At 43.0% G+C, this 20,814-nt stretch carries 18 protein-coding genes and 1 other annotated feature; of the genes, 8 read left to right on the top strand and 10 right to left on the bottom strand.

The annotated features are described in order from the left end of the window. The first annotated feature begins 136 nt into the window (after nt 1-136). The 3 genes from C6347_RS10530 to C6347_RS10520 all read left to right on the top strand — a co-directional run bounded on the left by C6347_RS10530 (nt 137) and on the right by C6347_RS10520 (nt 3,153). Nucleotides 137-1,369, top strand: coding sequence for a DNA polymerase IV (locus C6347_RS10530; protein ID WP_060596784.1), 1,233 nt, complete (start codon nt 137-139; stop codon nt 1,367-1,369). A gap of 15 nt (nt 1,370-1,384) precedes the next feature. Beyond that, on the top strand, nt 1,385-1,729 hold the full coding sequence (locus tag C6347_RS10525) for a YolD-like family protein (protein ID WP_060596785.1): 345 nt from the start codon (nt 1,385-1,387) through the stop codon (nt 1,727-1,729). Between the two features lie 188 nt (nt 1,730-1,917). Further along, a complete protein-coding gene (locus tag C6347_RS10520; protein WP_060596786.1) occupies nt 1,918-3,153 on the top strand; it encodes an MDR family MFS transporter in 1,236 nt (411 codons plus the stop codon). 30 nt (nt 3,154-3,183) lie between these two features. On the opposite strand, the gene coaA is transcribed toward C6347_RS10520, so the two are convergent. Beyond that, complete coding sequence (coaA, locus tag C6347_RS10515) at nt 3,184-4,143, bottom strand: type I pantothenate kinase (protein WP_034661193.1); 960 nt, start codon at nt 4,141-4,143, stop codon at nt 3,184-3,186. A gap of 187 nt (nt 4,144-4,330) precedes the next feature. Here coaA and C6347_RS10510 point away from each other — a divergent pair, with 187 nt between their 5' ends. Next, a complete protein-coding gene (locus C6347_RS10510) occupies nt 4,331-5,659 on the top strand; it encodes a CoA-disulfide reductase (protein ID WP_060596787.1) in 1,329 nt (442 codons plus the stop codon). A 65-nt stretch (nt 5,660-5,724) separates the two neighbouring features. On the opposite strand, the gene C6347_RS10505 is transcribed toward C6347_RS10510, so the two are convergent. Both C6347_RS10505 and C6347_RS10500 read right to left on the bottom strand, forming a co-directional pair. After that, a complete protein-coding gene (locus tag C6347_RS10505; protein ID WP_066030699.1) occupies nt 5,725-6,501 on the bottom strand; it encodes an SDR family NAD(P)-dependent oxidoreductase in 777 nt (258 codons plus the stop codon). Between the two features lie 12 nt (nt 6,502-6,513). Further along, entirely contained in the window at nt 6,514-7,464 is a 951-nt protein-coding gene (locus C6347_RS10500) for an MBL fold metallo-hydrolase (protein WP_034661196.1), read from the bottom strand. 169 nt (nt 7,465-7,633) lie between these two features. Further along, nucleotides 7,634-7,845, top strand: a binding site (T-box leader). A 41-nt stretch (nt 7,846-7,886) separates the two neighbouring features. Between C6347_RS10500 and proC the strand changes: the two genes are divergently transcribed. Further along, entirely contained in the window at nt 7,887-8,714 is an 828-nt protein-coding gene (gene proC, locus C6347_RS10495) for a pyrroline-5-carboxylate reductase (RefSeq protein ID WP_060596790.1), read from the top strand. Nucleotides 8,715-8,760: 46 nt separating this feature from the next. On the opposite strand, the gene C6347_RS10490 is transcribed toward proC, so the two are convergent. Together C6347_RS10490 and C6347_RS10485 are read right to left on the bottom strand one after the other, a co-directional pair. Further along, nucleotides 8,761-9,243, bottom strand: a complete 483-nt coding sequence (locus tag C6347_RS10490; protein WP_060596791.1) for a DinB family protein — start codon at nt 9,241-9,243, stop codon at nt 8,761-8,763. Between the two features lie 126 nt (nt 9,244-9,369). Beyond that, the gene (locus C6347_RS10485) at nt 9,370-10,983 is read right to left on the bottom strand and encodes a M20/M25/M40 family metallo-hydrolase (RefSeq protein ID WP_106071631.1); all 1,614 of its coding nucleotides are present in this window, start codon (nt 10,981-10,983) and stop codon (nt 9,370-9,372) included. Between the two features lie 140 nt (nt 10,984-11,123). Here C6347_RS10485 and namA point away from each other — a divergent pair, with 140 nt between their 5' ends. Together namA and C6347_RS10475 are read left to right on the top strand one after the other, a co-directional pair. After that, nucleotides 11,124-12,140 (top strand): NADPH dehydrogenase NamA, encoded by a 1,017-nt coding sequence (gene namA / locus C6347_RS10480; protein ID WP_106071630.1) that lies wholly within the window; start codon nt 11,124-11,126, stop codon nt 12,138-12,140. A 119-nt stretch (nt 12,141-12,259) separates the two neighbouring features. Beyond that, the gene (locus tag C6347_RS10475) at nt 12,260-13,024 is read left to right on the top strand and encodes an alpha/beta fold hydrolase (RefSeq protein WP_106048349.1); all 765 of its coding nucleotides are present in this window, start codon (nt 12,260-12,262) and stop codon (nt 13,022-13,024) included. A 47-nt stretch (nt 13,025-13,071) separates the two neighbouring features. On the opposite strand, the gene C6347_RS10470 is transcribed toward C6347_RS10475, so the two are convergent. After that, nucleotides 13,072-14,379 carry an aspartate aminotransferase type Ic gene (locus C6347_RS10470; RefSeq protein WP_066030694.1) on the bottom strand — a complete coding sequence of 436 codons (1,308 nt, stop codon included), beginning with the start codon at nt 14,377-14,379 and terminating at the stop codon, nt 13,072-13,074. A 139-nt stretch (nt 14,380-14,518) separates the two neighbouring features. Then, entirely contained in the window at nt 14,519-15,448 is a 930-nt protein-coding gene (gene rnz / locus C6347_RS10465) for a ribonuclease Z (protein ID WP_034661203.1), read from the bottom strand. 221 nt (nt 15,449-15,669) lie between these two features. Here rnz and zwf point away from each other — a divergent pair, with 221 nt between their 5' ends. Next, entirely contained in the window at nt 15,670-17,145 is a 1,476-nt protein-coding gene (gene zwf / locus C6347_RS10460) for a glucose-6-phosphate dehydrogenase (protein WP_034661204.1), read from the top strand. A gap of 47 nt (nt 17,146-17,192) precedes the next feature. Here zwf and C6347_RS10455 read toward each other — a convergent pair whose 3' ends face one another. The 3 genes from C6347_RS10455 to celB all read right to left on the bottom strand — a co-directional run bounded on the left by C6347_RS10455 (nt 17,193) and on the right by celB (nt 20,804). Beyond that, entirely contained in the window at nt 17,193-17,915 is a 723-nt protein-coding gene (locus tag C6347_RS10455) for a GntR family transcriptional regulator (RefSeq protein ID WP_034661205.1), read from the bottom strand. Between the two features lie 152 nt (nt 17,916-18,067). Further along, the gene (locus C6347_RS10450) at nt 18,068-19,474 is read right to left on the bottom strand and encodes a glycoside hydrolase family 1 protein (protein WP_106056066.1); all 1,407 of its coding nucleotides are present in this window, start codon (nt 19,472-19,474) and stop codon (nt 18,068-18,070) included. Further along, a complete protein-coding gene (gene celB, locus C6347_RS10445; RefSeq protein ID WP_034661207.1) occupies nt 19,458-20,804 on the bottom strand; it encodes a PTS cellobiose transporter subunit IIC in 1,347 nt (448 codons plus the stop codon). Before celB ends, C6347_RS10450 begins: the two co-directional genes overlap by 17 nt. Nucleotides 20,805-20,814 lie beyond the last annotated feature (10 nt).

The raw sequence follows: 20,814 nt of genomic DNA, 5'->3' as shown, positions 1-20,814 counted from the left end.
AAATGAGACGAAGTGGAAGACACTTCGTCTTTTTTGTATGGATTTACACTCTTTTCTTTGAATGATTTACCAGTATCAATTTCGCCTCCTGACGGTTACAATATAAACGGAACATATGTTCTAAGAGGTGAAAATAATGAATGAACGAGCCATTCTGCTTGTGGATATGCAATCGTTTTATGCGTCAGTCGAAAAAGTGGAGGCTCCCCACTTGAAGGATGTGCCGCTCATCGTCTCTGGAGATCCTGAGCGGCGGAGCGGGGTCGTACTTGCCGCCTGCCCGCTCGCTAAAAAACGAGGCGTACAAAATGCATCAAGATTATGGGAAGCGCAGGAGAAATGCCCCGAAGCTGTCGTCGTACGCCCCCGTATGCAGCGCTATCTTGATATCTCTGTCATGATAACAGAGCTGCTCGAACAATACACAGATCTTGTCGAACCCTATTCAATTGATGAACAATTTCTTGATATTACAGGCAGTCTGACACTACTCGGGTCTCCCCGCGAGATCGCTCAAAATATACAAACAACCATTATGAACCAGACTGGCATTTACGCACGTGTTGGCATCGGTCCTAATAAAGTGCTCGCTAAAATGGCCTGTGACCATTTTGCTAAAAAAAACACATCTGGTATCTATGAACTTCGTACAGACAGTGTTGCGGCTGATTTATGGCCGCTTCCGATTGGAAAATTATTTGGCGTCGGCAAACGAATGGAGCACCATTTAAAACGAATGGGCATCAGTACCATTGGGACGCTTGCTGCTTATCCGTTAGACCGGCTTAAAAAACGCTGGGGAATCAACGGAGAGCTTTTGCAGCGAACAGCTTTAGGGCATGATCCCTCTCCGGTCACCATTCACACACATGATCAGCAAAAAGCGGTTGGACATCATATGACTCTTCCCCATGATTATGCGTCTTTTGAGGATATCAAAGTCGCTCTTCTTGAATTGAGTGAAGAAGTGGCAAGACGTGCACGCTTTAAGCATTATCTTGGGCAAACAGTGTCTGTTGGCGTGAGAGGCGCTGATTTTTCTCATCCGACTGGATTTCATAGACAAATCAAGCTTCATTCACCTACACAGTACGGGACAGATATTGCAGACGCAGCCATTCAGCTATGCCAGCAGCACTGGGATGGCCAGCCCATTCGCAGTGTGGGGATTACTCTCTCACAGCTGCAGTCTGACAGCCAATATCAGCTGACTTTATTTGATCACCATGTTCAAAAAGACAAACTCAGCAAAGTATTTGATGCGATCCACATGAAGTATGGACCTGCTGCCCTGCTGCACGCTTCGTCACTGACAAGCGCAGGGCAGGCGTATCACCGCGCCGAAAAAATTGGCGGACATTACAAATAACGGAGGCGAACAGCCATGAATCCCAATAAATTAACACCTGGATACAACCTCATGTGGGAATCAAGCCGAATGATGCTTCCAGAGCACCGGGAGCAGCTGCTTGCTCAAAAACGGAAGAAAAAAGAGTACACCCCTCCCCCGCTGAGCACCGATCAGCTGGAGGAAATGAATTTTTTGATCACACAGTCGATTACCGAGGATCAAGCGATTTGCGTGACATATGCCGCAGCAGGTATGAAAGAGCAGTTTTGGGGCTGGGTAAAAACCATTCATTATGAAACGCAGCGCATAAAAATCGTCAATGATGAGGATGTTCTCAACCTGTCCTTGCAGCAAATCGTCGCGATCGACCTTGATTAAATGGTCGCCAAATGACCGCGCGAATCAGTGACATAGAAGCACTGGCAGCAAAAAGCAAACCTCCAAATGGCGAGCCAATCTTGCTTCTTTGCCATATGGCAGATGTCTCCTCCATCAAATTGTGTATTTAATTTGCACAATTTTTCATGTATGATTGGAACATCTTACAAACTCAGGGGAGAAACAGCATGAAAAATAACTTACGTACGTTACATCCGCTTAGTTGGACGATCATCATCGGCACCATATTTGGCCGAATGGCGACGTCCATGAGCATTCCTTTTTTGGCCGTTTATTTGACACAAGTCAAAGGCGCCTCAGCGTCTTCTGCTGGATTAATCATTGCCGTTAGCTCTCTGATTGGGATCGTTGCGAGTTTTTACGGCGGATATATTTCTGATCGTATCGGCAGAAAAAAGGTCATGCTTCTATCGATCTTCGGTTGGTCACTTGTCTTTGTTGGCTTTGCATTTGCAGATGCCATTTGGGTCTTCTTTATCATGAACGCTTTAAACGGACTGTGCCGGGCACTTTTTGAACCAACATCTAAGGCGCTCTTATCTGATGTCACCCCATCAAGTATTCGGTTGTTTGTGTTTAATTTACGCTATACAGCCATTAACATAGGGGTCATCTTCGGTCCTCTTCTTGGCTTATATCTCGGGTCATCGAAAACAACGTTCCCATTTCTCGTTGCTGCCTTCATTTACTTGTTATACGGATTAACGCTGGTCTGGCAATTTCAGAAACATCCAGTTGCTGCTCCAGAAAGCACGAAACAAATTGGTGTCAAAAAAGCCCTTTCCATTATCCAAAAAGATACGGTCTTTAGCATTATCCTCATCGGCGTGACCTTATGTTCGTTCGGTTATTCGCATTTGAGCTCAACGCTGCCTCAATATTTATCCGCTTCGCCTATGATTGAGGATGGTCCGAAACTGTTTGGATACCTTTTATCTTTAAATGCAGTTGTTGTCATTGTCGTACAATATCCGCTCATCATGATCGCCAAGCGCTACTCCACCATTTTGTCGCTGACCACTGGGAATATTCTTCTTGCCGGCAGTTTGTTTGCCATTGCTTTTTCACAGAGTCTCGGCATGCTTGCTTTCATCATTGTCGTGTTTACAATTGGAGAGGTTCTGCTGTTTGCGATGATGGATCTTTTTGTAGACAATGTGGCAAAGCCAGAAGTAAAGGGATCGTACTTTGGTGCGATGGGATTTTCTCAGCTCGGCAGCGTCATCGGACCATTTATCGGCGGACTGTGCATTGACTATTTTGGCGCAGCCCATCCCTTCTCCATTTTTTCAGTCTTGTCGATGGTCACCATCGCAGGTGTCCCGTTCTTACTCATTGGATACTACCGCCTGAAAAAGCGATCCGCAGCTGCGGTCGCTGTTAAAGTCAGTGGAGATCATTAAAAAAACCGCTCTCGTTTGAGCGGTTTTTCTTTATACTCGGCGGATAGCAATCTCTTCCACCTTATGCTGATCACCTTTTTTCAAAATGAGATCGGCTCGATATTTTGTCGGTAAAATATTTTGATATAAATTAGGGCGATTGACGGTATTCCAAATCGTGCTTGCCATGTGATCTGCCTCTTCATCCGTCAAATCTTTGTATTGATGAAAAAAGGATTCAGGGTCTTGGAAAGCTGTTTCCCTTAGCAAACGGAACCGTTCTTTATACCATGATTGAATTTGCGTTTCAGCAGCATCTACATAAATCGAAAAATCAAAGAAATCTGATACAAACACACGCGGTTCATCCTTCAGATCATCCAGCGCTGGTGATTGCAGCACATTGATTCCTTCAATGATGACAATATCGGCATCCTCCACTGTTTCATACACCCCTTCAAGCCGGTCATAGGTCAGATGCGAATATACCGGGGCATGAACAGTTTGTTTGCCTGATTTTAATTCGTTTAAAAAAGATAACAAGGCTTTGACATCATAGCTTTCCGGGAAGCCTTTCTTTTCCATGAGTCCTCGATCCTTTAATTCTTTTTGAGGATACAAAAAGCCATCTGTTGTCACAAGACTCACTTTCAGCCCATCTCCAAGTCTCGATAAGAGCGTTTCAATGATACGAGCCGTTGTACTTTTCCCGACAGCCACACTTCCAGCAATCCCAATTAAAAAAGGGATTTTCGCATGATGCGGGTAGTTTAAAAAGGCATTCACATGCTGATTTTTTTGTTTTTCTGCAAAGACATGCAATGTCAGAAAACGAATAAGTGGTATGTAAATATCTTGAACTTCTTCAAGCGATAAATAGTCATTTAATCCTTGAAGTGCTCTCGCTTCCTCTTCTGAAACAGATACCGGCATATATTCCCCAAGAGCAGACCAAGCCTCTCTTGTATGCCGTGTATATAAAGTATTAAAATCTAGTCGTGTGTCACTCAAAGTCTTTCCCACCAATCTTCACTAAACTCGTAACCAAAAAGACGATAATCCGATTGTAGCTTAAAATGAAGGCGCTGTCTTTATTTTTCAACTAAAGTTTGCTTCTTTTGCGAAAAAAAGCATTAAAAAAAGGAAAATGAGGGTAAATAAGAGTATTCATTTCGATAGATAGAAGGGAGCACACCAAATGAAATATGTGATGATTGGCGGAGATGCAGCAGGAATGAGCTGTGCTATGCAAATATATAGAGAGGATCCAGAGGCACATATTGTCGCTTTTGAAAAAGGAGAGATTTTCTCATATGGACAGTGCGGCCTTCCCTACTTGATCGGCGGTCTCATTGATCATCACAGCAAGCTGATTGCACGCAGCGCTGAAACCTTTCGCGACAAATATGGAATTGATGCTAGATGCTTACACGACGTGACCTCCATTGACCCAAAGCAAAAAACGGTGTCAGGTCATCATACGAAAACAAAAGAACCATTTACCGAAAGCTATGACCGCCTCTTAATTGCGACAGGAGCAAGCCCCGTCACACTGGGTTTAGACAATCAGCCGCTAGAAGGCGTACACGTATTAAAAACCATTCCGCATGCGCTGTCCATTTTAGACCATTTAAAACAAAATATCACACATGTCACCATCATTGGCGGCGGGTATATTGGCTTAGAAATGGCTGAAAATTTAAAAGCGCTGGGAAAAAAAGTACATATCATTCAGCGGGGTTCAACACTAGGTCCGGGCTTTGACCCCGATATGGCGAAGCACCTGAAAGAAGAGGCGGATGCCCAAGGTATTCACGTGACACTTGGGGAAACCGTGCAGACATTAGAGGGCGAGTCACATGTAACAGCTGTTCAAACAGACAAACAAACCATTAAAACGGATATGGTCATCATGGCCATCGGCGTCACACCGCAAACATCCTTTTTAGACAAAACAGGAATCAAGCGTCTGCCAAATGGCGCCATTGTTGTAAACGAATACATGCAAACCAATGTAAAAGACATCTATGCTGCGGGGGATTGCGCAGCAACTTATCACCGCATCAAACAATCACTAGATTATATTCCGCTCGGCACAACGGCGAATAAACAAGGAAGAATCGCTGGTTTTCATATGACGGGAACAAACCGGGCGTTTCAAGGCGTGACTGGAACAGCAGTGATGAAATTTATGAGCATGACAGCAGGACGAACGGGCTTATCAGAAAAGGAAGCACAAGCAGCTGACATTCCTTATTCCACCATCACCATTGACAGTACGGATCACGCTGGATATTATCCAGATGCGCAGAAAATGAAAGTCAAACTGATTTACAGAAGTGATGACTACACCTTGCTCGGTGCCCAAATCATCGGAAGAAACGGTGTAGATAAACGGATCGATGTGATGGCAACTGCCCTTTACCAACAGCTGACCATAACAGATCTTGAAGATTTAGATATTAGCTATGCACCGCCTTTTAACAGTGTGTGGGACCCGCTTCAACAAGCAGCAAGGCGGAGATAAAAAGACGGTCACAATGGCGTCTTATCTCAAAAAAAGAAACCAGCTCACGACCGGTTTCTTTTTTGTTATTTTTTCATCATCGCTTTGCGTGCTGCTTTTTCAAATAAAAACGGGAATAATTGATACAATTTACTGCCAGCGTTCATCCATCCGGGCAGATTAATCTCTCTTTTATTCGTCATCATAGCGGATACGACCTTCCCAGCCACCTTGTCCGCACTAAGCATCATGAATTCAACATTCTTCACATATTCACCGCTGCGATCGGCGATGGTAAAAAAGTCAGTGGCGATCGGTCCTGGATTCACCGTGGTGACGTGAATGCCGAAGTCTGCCAGCTCCATTCTAAGGCTGTTTGAAAATCCAAGGACGGCATGCTTTGATGCCGAATAAATGGCTGATTTCGGAGTGGCAATCTTTCCTGCCTGAGAAGCAATATTGATAATATGTCCATGTCCTCTTTGTTTCATCTCTGGAATGACCTTTTTCGTGCAGGCGATTAAGCCAAACACGTTTACTTCAAACATCGACACCATTTCCTCAATGGACGCATCTTCAACGAGATCAAACGCACCAAAACCGGCATTGTTAACCAAAATATCAACAGCCCCCACTTCTTGATATGCGCGATCAATGTCCTCAAGGTGACTGACATCTAACTCCACGATGTGACACACCCCGCCAGCACTCATAATCTCTTCTTTTACACCCGTCAGCTTTTCGATTCGTCTTGCTGAAATAATGATTTCTGCGCCTTCTTCTGCTGCCAAGTACGCCATTTTTTCACCAATGCCCCCAGATGCGCCTGTAATCCATATCCTCTTTCCTGTTAATCTCCCCATGCGTTTCACTCCTTAGTTTGCCCTGTAATAGAGAATTCCGTCTTTTTGCACTTCTTCAATTTGTCCAGCTTCTAAGAGGACATCCAGCTGCCCAACTGTCTCCGACATCGTTAAAAATAAGGCCTCTTCATACAGCACTGGAAATAGCTTGCGGCAAAGATGAAAGGCAGTCATTTCTTTTCGTTTGAGCAGCTGATACATCGTATTTGCCCTTTTCTCTTGTTTCTTAAATCTTTCTTCGATCAATTCATGATGAGAGGTAATGAGCTCACCGTGTCCTGGATAAATCGTCTTGATTGGCAGATGCAATAATCGATTGAGTGATGCTTTATATTGAAGCAGCGATTTTTGGCGTTCCTCCCCTTCAAACGGCGCTTCCATTAACGGGTTTGAGGAAATGGTCGTCAAAAGCAGGTCTCCACCAATGAAATGGCCCGTTGTTTCATCTAGAAAGGAAAGATGAGATTGTGCATGTCCCGGTGTTTCCATCACGAAGAAGTGTTCATGCCCTTTCAACCGATCGCCTTCTTTGATGACGTCATCTACATGTGCAGTACAGGAATATGTATAAGATTGCTTCACGATTCTTTCACACTCACCTTGACGAAGCGGCACACCTAACTGCTGAAAAAAGCGTTCCATAAAAGCAATTTGACGCTCTTTAAACACAGGGTCCTGGCTAATATACGGCTCATTTAACTCGTGTCCGATTACACGGACATGAGGTTTCATCAGATTTAAAAGACCGACATGATCTGCATGATGATGGGTCAACACCACTTGATCAATATCGTCTATCGATAAACGATGCTCTTGTAGTTGCGCGACAAAGGCGTGCTCCGCCTCTTCTGTCATCGGCCCGCAGTCCACTAAGGTCACGGCTTCTCCTTTTAATATATATGCATGTACATCCCCAACAGCAAACGGTGTAGGGATGGATAATTGAATGATGTCTTCTTTCACTTTTATATGTCATCTCCTGCTTTTTGACTCATGGTTCATTGTAACTCTGTCTTCTTTATTCATTGTATCTTGCAAAAGGCAGACTGTCATGCGGTTTAGGCGGTCAATTTTTTTATCTGTCCCTATTGACACAAACTTGTCCATCGTTGCATAATGAACAACAAATATAAGATGCGCGATGACAAGGATTAGTAAGCAAAATAATGATGAAAGAGAGTGAGGTCCGCCGGCTGTAAGGCCTCACCGTCCTCTTATTTGCTGAACCTGCCCTTTGAGCTGTTAGGCAAACCTAAACGTTTCCCGCGTTAAGGGACTAGAGCTGAGTATGCATGTCTGCATGCTAATTGAGGGTGGTACCGCGAAAAACCTTTCGTCCTTTTCAGGCGAGAGGTTTTTTTATTTTCTACAAGGAGGAGCAGCTTATGAGTAAAATTGGATTTATTGGTGCAGGCTCGATGGCAGAGTCGATGATAAAAGGTTTATTAAAAAGCGGCATCATGTCAAATGAAGATATTATTGTCACAAACAAAACGAATGAAAAACGTCTAGAAGAATTAAAGGTGCGTTATGGGGTCAAAACGGATTTCTCTCGTTCTTTTATTTATGAAGAAGCGGATATTCTCGTATTTGCTTTAAAACCGAAAGATGCGGAAAGCGGGATATCTGATGTGCGGCCTCATTTACAAGGACAGTTGATCATTTCGATTTTAGCTGGCATCTCCATTGAAACGATTCAGCACTATGCTGGCGAGAAGATTGCGGTGGTTCGCGCAATGCCAAATACATCAGCGGCGATTCAGCAATCAGCAACAGGCATTGCCGTAAGTCAAGAAGTGACAGAGGATCAAAAGAATAAAGCAATCGAGCTGTTTGAAACGATCGGTCATGTGACGGTATTGGATGAATCACAGCTGAATGCTGTTACAGCTATTGCAGGAAGCGGCCCTGCCTTCATTTATCATTTGATTGAAGGAATGGAGCGAGGCGCCTCGGAACTTGGGATGGACCAAGCAACAGCGAAGTTACTCATTTGCCAGATGATTGCGGGCGCCGCCAACATGCTTCAAAGCAGCGGTAAAGAACCTGCTGAATTGCGCAAAGAAATCACAAGTGAAGGCGGAACGACAGAAGCCGGCCTGAACACACTTGCTGCCTATCAATTTGAAGAAGCCGTTGTCGATTGTGTTAAAACGGCAACAAAACGCGCAGCAGAATTAAACGAAATGTTTTCAGCAAGCACGTATAAATGATAGAGAAAAGCACCTGTTTTGATGACAGGTGCTTTTTTACATACTGCTATCGTTCACTCTTTGACATGATGGCTTTGATTTGATCCAGATGATGTTGTTCATGTAAAGCGATGGTTTCAGCTAATATTTGCACTGTCATCACCCCTTCTTCAGGATGCACACCCGATTGCTCCCATGTATCCTTTTCTAATAGATGAAGTGTGTTGTTTCTTCTCTCTTTCAATCGTTTGATCAGTGCTTTGATCTCCTGTTCGTTATACCTTTCATAGCCTCTTTCCTTCACATATATTTCAGGATCATACGATTGAAAAGGCGTCTGCTCATCTGATATCGCCTGCTCTATCCGCTCTGACCAGACTTCTTCTGTATCATACAAATGCCCTGCGATTTGCTTGATCGACCACTTGCCCTCTCCCAAAGATTGATCTAGCGTGTGCTCATCACATATTTCCACTAGCTTTTCTAGTTCACGGATACTTTCCTGAAGCGATGTAATGATGTATGTTTTTGTTAATTTTCCAGTTTCCATTTCATCCTCACAATCTCCCTTCAAATAAGTGTAAGTCTTATTCTTTATCATACTCTATCTAAGTCGATGGATCGTCTATTTAAAAATAAAAGCCCTATCATCACGATAGGGCTCTTCATCATATACTTACTTTTTCTCTAACAAAGCATGAATCGCTGATTCTAGTAATTCTGGCAAAATGCCGAATGAGAACGGGATGTGCAGCCGCTCTGTCCATTTGTGCGGGTCCTTTCCTAATGGCCCCACGTTGATAACTGGAACGTAAAGTGCTCCCTTTTCTCCTTCCGGTAAAGAATAGCCTTTTTGATAAAGCGGCATATTGGTCGTGTAATGACCTACTTCCTGTTTTTCGAGCTGTAAGTAACTTAAATCAGACAATCCAGGGAAATATTTCACTTCTTCTATTTCAAGTCCATAACTCTTTTTTGCCTCTATTTGAATCCTCTTTAAGGTTGCTTGGATATGCGGATCTTCCGTTGAAGAAACCGCAGGATAAAATGGCGGACTATAAAATAGAACAATCAGCGGCCCTTCTTCCTTACAAAGCGTCGTCAGCTCAGAGATGATTTTGGTTGAAAAATCACGATCTCCAAGCTCACCTCGATTGGCGAACGCATAGTTAACAATGCGTTCAACCTCCTGTTTACCTGAGCGTTCTGCAGCTTTTTGATACAGCTCATGATACGTAAGAACCGTAATCTTCGTATCAATCGGTGTAAAAGGTTTAAAGCGCTGAAATTCAACTGTTTTCTGTTTGAGATTTGCCTCGATTTCGCCTGCTGCTCGTTTCGCAGTGTCATAGAGAAGCCCGTGCAGTTCTTCACTTGAACGATTCATCATCAGCACATTAAATAAAGAAACAGCTGTGTGAGGTGTTTGAACGGAATAGGCTTCTTTTAAGTCCTTTTGCATCAAGTTGGTGGGCGGCGGCGTGACTTCACCGTCTACTTCCTCACAATAATCACTATTCAGCTCTAACAGCCGGTTTAATTCAGATACCATAAAATTCGCATTTAAGCCTGAGAATGGCTCTCCTACATGCGTTTCAATTCCTTTGCAGAAAAATCCGGCCAGCACCTTCCCTATACTGCCTGTATACATATATTTGTGTTCATCACCTGGATATTTTTCAAACATGGGCTCACTGTTTAAGCACGCGGTATAGTCAAGGTCATGCTTTTCCTTAAGCTCCTTTAGTTTCGGAACAGCTTCAAGCATTCCTTGAGAATTCACTTCTTCATCAGGGACTGTGACGAGCAGGACATTTCCATGAAAGGTTTCTGTCATCGCTCTTTCCAGCATAGAAAGCTGTACAGTAAGACCTGCTTTCATATCCATGGCACCTCTTCCAAACAACCAGTCACCTGAAGCTAGATCTTCTCTTGCTCTTTTTGGGAGAAGCGCACTTTTTTGAGAAAATGACGCCATTAACTCTTCTGGCTTGCATGCCATGTTTTGAAATTCACCGTAATCTTCTGTATCGACGACATCGAAATGACTAAGCAGCAAAACGGTACGTGGCAGCGTGCTGCGCTTTACAAGCGCCGTTAAATAATACCGGCCATCTTTCATCGGATGCAAAGCCAAATGATCAGGGTTCTGCTTGAAATAAGGCCGCTCCCTCAGCAAATAATATAAATATTCAGCTAACGCGACTTCTCCAGTTGTACCCGATATGCTTTCATACTGCATAAGAGCGGTGAGCAGTTCCTTTAGTTCACTCTCTGTTTGCCATTTCATCCCTTTTCCCCCTTTGTTGTCTCTATCTCTCCATTATACAAAAACGCGTATAAAAGCTATATTCTTTGAGCACCTTTTATGACGAAAGTTTGAATGGCTGTTATAATCGGCTATACAATTCCATGAGGAGGCGAAGGTATTTGGAAACAAAACTCTTTTCACCTTGGACATTAAAAGGTGTTACACTGAAAAACCGCATCGTGATGTCCCCGATGTGTATGTATTCATCCTATGACCATGATGGGAAATTACAGCCTTTCCACTTTACACATTATATTTCCCGTGCCCAAGGTCAGGCTGGCCTGATCATGGTGGAGGCAAGTGCTGTTTCTCCCGAGGGAAGAATTAGTGATCAAGACCTCGGTATTTGGAGTGATGAGCACATTGAAGGATTTGCTTCATTAAACGAACAAATCATAGCATACGGAACCAAGACAGCTATCCAGCTGGCTCATGCAGGGCGTAAGGCTGAACTAGGTGGTGACATCCTGGCACCATCAAGCATTCCATTTGATGAACAGTCTAAAACCCCTGCCGAGATGTCTATCGATCGAATCAAAGATACCGTTCAGGCGTTTCAGGATGCAGCTGTCCGAGCAAAAAAGGCCGGCTTTGACATCATTGAAATTCATGGGGCGCATGGCTATTTGATCAATGAATTTCTTTCACCGCTGGCAAATCATCGAACAGATGACTATGGCGGTTCACCAGAGAACCGTTATCGTTTCTTAAGAGAAGTCATCGATGCAGTCAATGAAGTATGGGACGGACCATTATTTGTCCGTGTGTCTGCTTCTGATTACACGACAAAAGGACTTGATATTGCAGATTACATTGGCATTGCTACATGGCTGAAGGAACAAGGTGTCGACTTAATCGATGTCAGCTCAGGCGCTGTCGTACAGGCGAAAATCAACACATTCCCTGGCTACCAAGTGACCTTCGCAGAAAAAATAAAAGAAGGTGCCGGTATTCAAACAGGGGCAGTCGGTCTGATCACATCTGGTGTACAGGCAGAGGAAATTTTACGAAATCAGCGTGCAGACTTAATCTTTATAGGCAGAGAATTTTTACGGGATCCATACTTTCCAAAAACAGCTGCTCAAGAACTTCATACATCTATCGAAGGCCCGCGTCAATATGATCGCGCTTGGTAAAAGCTCATAGAAAAAAGGTGTCTATTTTTTGAAATAGGCATCTTTTTTGTTTTTAAGAGAAACATATCAGCCTTTTGTGCCGTCTTTTAGCTAAAGAACCACTTAGAGGAGATGGAAGAATGAACTCGGCAATGATTGAAAGAATGTATCATATAGATGGACATCATTTTTATACAAAACATCGTCAAGGCAAAAGGCAAGCCACCATTATCTTTGAAGCAGGCTACGGCATTTCGGGTGATACGTGGTCGAATATGGCCCGCGATATTGATCCTGAGCTTGGGGTTTTCTTATACGATCGATTAGGAAATGGAAAGAGCAGTGACAGCAGTGAAGGAAGAACATTGCATGATCTTGCAGATGATTTAGATGCGCTGCTAGAAGAAGCCAATATTCAGCCACCCTTTCTCATTGTGGCTCACTCATTTGGCTCTCTTGTCAGCCGGTTATGGGCAAGTCGCAGAGGAGATGACGTCATTGGCATGGTGATGTTAGACCCAGCAAGTGAGGAGCAAGAACAGGTCATCCTGCCGCTTTTATCAAAGGAAGAACGCACCTCATATATGGCGCAATTCACAGCAGAATGTACACATGAGGACTTTCAGCAAATGCTAAGTACAATGAAAGAGGAGCAAACCCATTATGGGATGATGCCGCTCCTTGTCATTTCCTCAGGTAAGAGCCGATTGTTTCATCCAGCGCATGAAGCTTGGCTCAGACTTCATAAACGGATGCTGTCTTTGTCATCCCAAAGCGGATGGATTCAGGCGCAGAACAGCTCGCACTATATTCATCATGATGAACCGCATATTGTGCAGCTTGCGATCTATGATGTATGGTGCGCAGCCAAACAACCTGTTTCCTATTATCAAACAGCCAATTAAAAACAAAAACTCCTTGACTAGTTATCAGTCAAGGAGTTTTCTTTTCTTTATGCCGTTGGAGCAGACTGACTTTTTTTAGAAAGCAGCTTTTCAATGCTGACAAGCTGAACACATAATGTAAAGATGTCAATCGCTTGCTCTAGCTCTTCAAGTGTTGGGAACGTTGGCGCAATGCGAATGTTACGATCAAGCGGGTCTTTTCCATAAGGATATGTCGCGCCTGCACCTGTCATTGTAACACCTGCTTCTTTTGCCTTTTGCACAACAGCTTTTGCACAATGATCGAGCGTATTTAAACTAATGAAATATCCGCCATTTGGCTTGTGCCATTCAGCAATGTCTTTCCCGCCAAGTGTTTCATCAAGAATGGAAAGAACGAGGTCAAACTTTGGCTTAATGATCGCTGCATGTTTTTTCATATGTTCCTTCAAGCCTTCTGGATTCTTGAAGAAACGAAGATGTCTTAATTGATTGATTTTGTCTGGTCCGATCGTTTGAACCGATAATTGCTTTTGAGTGAAGCTTACATTGTCCGGGCTAGACGCCATCAGTGCAATACCTGATCCTGGGAATGTAATTTTAGAAGTAGACGCAAACATAAACACACGATTTGGGTGCCCTGCTTCCTCTACTGCTTGAAAAATATCTTTTAACGTATCAGGCGTATCAGTTAGATGATGGACTGCGTATGCATCATCCCAAAAAATGCGGAAGTCGTCTGCTTTTGTTTTCATAGAAGCGAGGCGGTCAACAACCTCATCTGAATACGTAATGCCATCTGGGTTGCTATATTTCGGTACACACCAAATGCCTTTAATCGCTTCATCTTCTGCGACCAATTTTTCTACCTGATCCATATCAGGTCCATCAGCCTTCATATCGACTGTGATCATCTCTATGTTAAATAGCTCACAAATGGCAAAGTGACGGTCATATCCTGGGCTTGGTGCAAGGAATTTTACTTTTGGCAGCTTTCCCCAAGGTGTTTTGCTGTCATATACGCCGTGAGTCATGGCACGGGCAATGGTATCGTGCATCATATTAAGGCTGGAATTACCGCCGATGATGATTTGTTCTGGCTTCAGATTGAGTACATCTGCAAAAAATGTCTTCGTTTCAGGAAGCCCTGTCAAGCCGCCATAGTTTCGCACATCTGTGCCATCTTCAGCAGTCATCGCATCCTTTGATGTCACAACATCGAGCATGCCCATAGACAAATCGAGCTGTTTTGGTGAAGGTTTTCCTCTAGACATGTCTAAGTGTAAGTTTTTACTTTTATAAGTTTCGTACTCATTTTGTAGTGCTGCATATAGGTCATTTAATTCTGCTTCACTTAACGCTGTAAAACCGCTCATCTTTGATTGTGCCTCCCGTATTCTTCATAGTTTCATTCGTCATTTGTTTTTTCTTCACCATTTTACCACTACCTGAAAAAGAGAGTCATTATAAATATCAAAAAAATCACACAACTTTTTTTGACGATTCATCCAATTTTTACAGCGTGCGGTCAATGGAAAAAGAAAAGAAATCATGTGCAGCTTCTGTCAGCGGGAATATATCGCGGGCTTCTTTCAATAGTTGTTTCAGTGCCTCTTCTCCTTGGTAACGTGCACTAATATGGGTCAAAATTAATCTTTTTGCGCCTGCTTCCTGCGCCGTTTTCGCTGCTTGTTCTGTCGTGCTGTGATAATAATTGTAGGCTAGATCAGCATCTTCTTTACCGAATGTTGCTTCATGGACTAACACATCCGCATCTTTGGCAAGCCTTGTTATATTCTCGCATAAACGGGTATCTCCTGAAAATGCAACGATTCTCCCTTTTTTAGGGGGTTCCAAATAATCGGTTCCATCAATGATTCTTCCATCTTCGAGTGTCACGGTTTCCCCATTTTTTAACTTCTGATACAAAGGTCCAGGTTTTACACCGATTTCTTTCAGGTCTTCGGCTTTTAATGCACCTGGTACATCTTTTTCCACTACCCGATAGCCGTAAGCTGGAATACCGTGAGATACTCGTCTTGCTTCTACTTGAAAGGTATCATCTTCAAATATGATCCCTTCATCTATCTCTATGATATGCAGCGGATATGTCAAATGCGTTTGTGTAGCTGAAAGTGCTGCGTTCACAAACGCTTTGATGCCCTTAGGCCCATAGATCGTTAGTTCATCCTCTCCGCCTTGAAAGGATCTGCTGCCAAGCAGTCCTGGGAGACCGTATACATGATCACCATGCATATGAGTGATAAATATTTTCTCGATCTTTCTCGGTTTAATCGTTGTATGTAATATTTGATGTTGCGTCGCTTCTCCGCAATCAAAAAGCCACACTGCTTTTCTTTCTTCTAAAAGCTTTAGCGCAGTGCAAGTGACGTTTCTAGTTTTTGCAGGAATGCCTGCACCTGTTCCTAAAAAGAGCAGTTCCATTACTTTTCCTCCTAAAGCCGGTATACAATATCTTCATTCATATAGAATACATGAAGACAAGGTAAATGTGAATTCAGCGGAATTTTCGAAAAAAGTCAAACGAGAGCAGAAAAAGTCGAATCAAATGTTTGCTTTACGAACAATGAACCTTTAAAATAAAGAAAATGTACATACAATCTCGGTTTTTACAACAATGCTACGAATAAAGTGAGGTACTTTTCGTGAATACAGAAACTAACAATCCAAAAGCAGTCATTGTCATTTTTGGCGCAACAGGAGATCTTGCCAAACGCAAGCTCTACCCTTCTATACATAGACTTTTTCATAGCGGAAAGCTTGGTGATCAATTCGCCGTCGTCGGTGTTGGACGCCGTCCGTGGTCTCATGAGGATCTCAGAGCTGTGGTGAAAGAATCTGTTTCTTCTGATGATGCAGAAGCGAAAATAGAGGAATTCAGTTCGCATTTTTATTATCACGACTTTGACGTATCAAGCCCTGCTTCCTATCAATCGCTTAACACACTTTTAGCAGGCCTTGAAGATACGTACAGTATCCCAAATAACCGGATGTTCTATTTAGCGATGGCACCGGAATTCTTCGGAACGATTGCGAAGTTCCTAAAAAGTGAAGGCGTATCAAAAACAACCGGCTGGTCAAGACTTGTCATTGAAAAACCATTTGGCCATGACCTGCCAAGTGCCAAAACATTAAATGAAGAAATTCGAGATGCATTCTCTGAAGATCAAATTTATCGTATTGACCACTATCTCGGTAAACAAATGGTTCAAAACATTGAGGTCATCCGTTTTGCGAATGCCATCTTTGAACCACTTTGGACAAACCGATATATCTCAAACATTCAAATTACATCTAGTGAATCATTAGGGGTTGAAGACCGGGCTCGCTATTACGAAAGTTCAGGTGCACTAAGAGATATGGTCCAAAACCATATGCTTCAAATGGTGGCACTTTTAGCAATGGAGCCGCCAATTAAGCTGAATACAGAGGAGATCCGCAGCGAAAAACGGAAAGCATTACGCGCTCTTCGTCCTTTCTCTAAAGATGAGGTCGATCAATTCTTTGTCCGCGGACAGTATGATGCTGGTACGGTTGATGGCAGCATGGTTCCTTCCTATCTTGAAGAGCAAAATGTAGACCCGAACTCAAACACAGAAACCTTCGTTGCAGGGAAGCTGCTCATTGATAACTTTAGATGGGCCGGGGTGCCATTTTACATTCGTACAGGAAAACGATTAGAAAAGAAATCTACTCAAATCGTTGTTCAATTTAAAGACATTCCAATGAACCTGTACTATGGAAACGGAAATTCCATGCATCCAAACTTACTCGTCATTCACATTCAGCCAGATGAAGGCATTACCCTTCACCTGAACGCTCGCAAGCTTGATGGCGGTACGTATGCGAAACCGATTAAGCTCGACTACCAAACAAACTATAACGACATCATGAATACACCAGAAGCATATGAAAAGCTGATTCATGACTGCTTGCTAGGCGATGCAACGAACTTTGCTCACTGGGATGAAGTGGCGCTTTCTTGGAACTTTGTTGATCCGATTTCTGAAAAATGGGCAGAAAACAAAACATTAAAACCAAATTATCCTGCTGGTTCAATGGGACCAAAAGAAGCCGATCAGCTTCTAGAAAAAGACGGATATCATTGGTGGAATATATAAAATGAAATAAAAAAAGAGCAGTCTCCCTCGGGGGTTCTGCTCTTTTTTTAACGTCCTGTTTTCGTAATTTCAACCGTTGAAAAGTCGAACTTATCATAGCGGTGATGACTAAAGGAGTACTCAAACGGGCGGCCTGTGTTTAAATAAGCAACCTGCTCGACTTCGAGCACAGGATCCGTTGGGTCACAGCCTAAATATTGCTGGTCCAGCTCATCTGATTTAGCCGCTCTAATTTTCTTGTGCGCTCCTGCCACTTTTAAATGGAGTTCATTTGATATGTAGCCATAAATCGATCCCAATAAAACCTCTTCATCTATGCCCTTAATGACATTGACCGGCATAAACGTTTTTTCTAATACATATGGCTCCTCATCCACGAGGCGGAGCCGGATGATGTCATAAACGGGTGTGGTTAAGTCAATGGATAGGTGGGCTGCCACTTCTTCGCTTGGAAAATGGACATCAAAGCGAATGATTTGGCTCGTGACGTTTTTGTCCGCCATGACTTTCGTGAATCCTTTATTTTCATGACCAGATACATTAATAGCCCCTTGGTTTAGCGCTGCCTTCACAATAAATGTGCCGTGGCCTCTTTTTCTAAAGAGCAGACCTTCTGCTACGAGAAGATCGAGCGCACGCTTCATCGTCATTCGGCTGCATTGAAATTCAGCGGCAAGCGAGTTTTCATCTGGAATGGGTTGATCTTCTGGATAATAAGCTGTTCCTATTCGTTTTCTGATTTCTTCTGAAATGAGTTCGTACTTTTTCATCTCACACCACCAACTGACTTGTTTTTTCATAGCTTCCTCTCATTCTACACTAAGCCTAGTGAGCTTAAAAGGTACCAGCCATTTTTGTTTCATCCACTTACCGTCACATAAGAAAAATACTTGCCCTTTTCAGGAAAGAGCAAGTATCTTGATTAAAAACCGTTATTCTCTGATACCGATTGAAACCAGTATCCGCTTTTCTTGATGGTTCGTTTCCCGTCTTCTTGAAGATCAACTGAGACAAATCCATAACGATTCTTATAGGCATTCGACCATGACCAGTTATCCATAAACGTCCACAGATGATAGCCTTTTACATTACTTCCTTCTTGAATGGCTTGATGCACCCATTTGAGATGCTCAGAAATAAAGTCAATGCGGTAATCGTCATGAATCATTCCTTCTTCATCCTTAAACCGCTCTTCTCCTTCGACACCCATTCCATTTTCAGAAATAAAGCATTCAATATTATCATAGTCTGTTTGAACTTTTTTCAATATATCATAAATACCTTTTTCATAGATTTCCCAGCCTCGATACACATTCATTTTTCTTCCCGGCATGTCAAACGCATCAAAATAATGATTTGGCATAAATGGTGCTTTCGGATGCGGCATATGCTCTTTCGCTTTCACTCTTCTTGGCTGATAATAGTTGATCCCAAGGAGGTCGACGGTATTCTCTTGAATGAGCTCAAGGTCTCCTTCTTCAATACTTGGCATAAAGCCTTCTTTCTTTAAGACCTCTACTAGTTTTTCTGGGAAATGTCCCTTCACCGCAGGATCTAGGAAGGAACGGTTAAAGAAAGCATCAGCCATCTCAGCTGCTTCTACATCGCACGGATTCTGGCTTCTCGGATAAGATGGGGTTAGATTTAGGATGATGCCAATCTTCCCGCCTTGCTGCAGCTTTTTATAAGCCGCAATCGCCTTAGCATTTGATAAAAGTTCATGAAAACCGACCTGTACAGCCTTTTGGAAATCGACTTCGTTTGGATAATGAAAGCTATACATATACCCGCCCTCTACAGGAACTATCGGTTCATTATGGGTAAACCATTTTTTCACCCGGTCGCCAAATAATTGAAAGCACAATTCCGCATAGCTGACATAATCATCTACTACCTGTCTGTTCACCCATCCGCCTTTTTCCTGCAGCGCCATTGGCATATCGAAATGGTACAGGTTCACAAACGGCTCAATATCATGTGCAATCAGTTCATTGATCACATCATTGTAAAAAGATACTGCTTCTTCATTGACCACACCTTTCCCTTCAGGTAAAAGACGTGACCATGAAATGGACAGCCGAAATGAATTGTGCCCAATTTCTTTCATCAGACGGATATCCTCTTTATATTTTCGATAAAATTGGGATGTCACGTTTGGGCCTACACCATCAAAAAAACGAGTCGGCTCTTGTTCAAACCAATGATCCCAAATATTCGGTCCCTTACCATCTCCAGGGACACTGCCTTCTGTTTGCGTGGCAGAGGCAGAAGATCCCCACCAGAAACCTTCTGGAAATGTATATGATTGCTTGTTATTTTCCATCGACATGTATTGAGTCTCCTTCGCCTTTGATGTTTGTTGTCTTCGTTTTTTCCGTTGGGGTTATTTTTTCATTCTTCACATTCATACGGTCAATAAACTTCAGGAACGGGAACCAAATGACAAACACAATCATCAGATTAAACAGCTGAAGCAGACCGCCCGCTAGTGAATTTGTTGCCATTATTCCGCTAATAAAGATCGGCACCGTCCATGGAATATTCACGCCTGTCGGCGGCGGTACAATGCCTGTTGCCATCGCAAAATAAGAAATACATGTAATGACCATTGGCGCCAAAATCCATGGAATGAGAATAAGTGGATTCATGACAATCGGTAAACCGAAAATAATCGGTTCATTGACGTTAAATAATCCTGGTCCTAAGCCGAGCTTTGCTACTTGTTTTAATTGCTTACTTTTCAGGAAAATTAAAATCGTAAACACAACAGCCAGCGTCATACCGGTTCCGCCCATGCCAACCGTATAGATTTCGATAAACTGCTTGCTGATGATATTCGGAACCTCACCAGTTTTTGTGTAGCTCTCTAGGTTTTGAATGGACAATGTATTCCAAATCGGGTCCATGACAGAGTTGATAATAATTTGGCCGTGGAGCCCAAAGAACCAAAGAATTTGTATAAAGAAAACAGCGATCAAGGTCGGGATGATACCGCTTCCAAGACCAACAAGCGGCGCCTGAATGGCATGATAAATCAGGTCATGCATGTTTGTTTTGAAGCCTTGTGTAATGATGATATTGATCAGTAAAAAGGTTGTGAGTGTCAAAGTAGCCGGGATCAGTGCAGCAAAAGACTTTGAAACAGCTGGCGGAACCCCTTGCGGCATATTGATGACAAATTTCTTTTGGACAAAATAACGATAAATTTCAGCAGACAAAAAGCCTGTGATCATTCCTAGGAACATCCCCTTTGCTCCTAAACGATCGACTGGGATCACACCTGCAATAGATGCACCGCCTTCTTGTTCTAGTAAAAATGGCGTCAGAAGCAAGAAAGAGGCTAAAGCAATCACGCCGCCAAATACAGCTTCCACATCATAGCTTTTCGATAAATAGTAGCCAATCCCAAATACAACAAACACGCTCATAATGCTGATGGTCGCACTTGGCGCGATATTCAGTGCAGACTGGACTCCTTCCAGTGCGGTTTGACTCATGATTTTATCTAAAAATGGCAAATTCATTAGCACAACCATAATGGAACCAAAAATGGTGAGCGGGAACGCAAGCATAAAAGCATCCCGTAATACGCCTAAATAGCGGTTGTTGTTCAATCTCCCAGCAATCGGAACCAAAATGGCACTTATTTTATCAAACATTGGTTTCCCC

The organism is Bacillus sp. NMTD17 (genome assembly GCF_002998735.1).
In the GTDB taxonomy this organism is placed as follows: Bacteria; Bacillota; Bacilli; order Bacillales; family Bacillaceae; genus Bacillus.
Note: the sequence above shows the minus strand (reverse complement) of the source record. Positions and strands in the feature narration are given on the sequence as shown.

What these genes read in the sequence shown, in the direction of transcription:
- C6347_RS10530 (WP_060596784.1), top strand. Translation starts at nt 137, where the DNA reads ATGAATGAACGAGCCATTCTGCTTGTGGATATGCAATCGTTTTATGCG.
- C6347_RS10525 (WP_060596785.1), top strand. Translation starts at nt 1,385, where the DNA reads ATGAATCCCAATAAATTAACACCTGGATACAACCTCATGTGGGAATCA.
- C6347_RS10520 (WP_060596786.1), top strand. Translation starts at nt 1,918, where the DNA reads ATGAAAAATAACTTACGTACGTTACATCCGCTTAGTTGGACGATCATC.
- C6347_RS10510 (WP_060596787.1), top strand. Translation starts at nt 4,331, where the DNA reads ATGAAATATGTGATGATTGGCGGAGATGCAGCAGGAATGAGCTGTGCT.
- C6347_RS10505 (WP_066030699.1), bottom strand. Translation starts at nt 6,501, where the DNA reads ATGGGGAGATTAACAGGAAAGAGGATATGGATTACAGGCGCATCTGGG.
- proC (WP_060596790.1), top strand. Translation starts at nt 7,887, where the DNA reads ATGAGTAAAATTGGATTTATTGGTGCAGGCTCGATGGCAGAGTCGATG.
- C6347_RS10490 (WP_060596791.1), bottom strand. Translation starts at nt 9,243, where the DNA reads ATGGAAACTGGAAAATTAACAAAAACATACATCATTACATCGCTTCAG.
- C6347_RS10485 (WP_106071631.1), bottom strand. Translation starts at nt 10,983, where the DNA reads ATGAAATGGCAAACAGAGAGTGAACTAAAGGAACTGCTCACCGCTCTT.
- C6347_RS10475 (WP_106048349.1), top strand. Translation starts at nt 12,260, where the DNA reads ATGAACTCGGCAATGATTGAAAGAATGTATCATATAGATGGACATCAT.
- C6347_RS10470 (WP_066030694.1), bottom strand. Translation starts at nt 14,379, where the DNA reads ATGAGCGGTTTTACAGCGTTAAGTGAAGCAGAATTAAATGACCTATAT.
- rnz (WP_034661203.1), bottom strand. Translation starts at nt 15,448, where the DNA reads ATGGAACTGCTCTTTTTAGGAACAGGTGCAGGCATTCCTGCAAAAACT.
- C6347_RS10455 (WP_034661205.1), bottom strand. Translation starts at nt 17,915, where the DNA reads ATGAAAAAGTACGAACTCATTTCAGAAGAAATCAGAAAACGAATAGGA.
- C6347_RS10450 (WP_106056066.1), bottom strand. Translation starts at nt 19,474, where the DNA reads ATGTCGATGGAAAATAACAAGCAATCATATACATTTCCAGAAGGTTTC.
- celB (WP_034661207.1), bottom strand. Translation starts at nt 20,804, where the DNA reads ATGTTTGATAAAATAAGTGCCATTTTGGTTCCGATTGCTGGGAGATTG.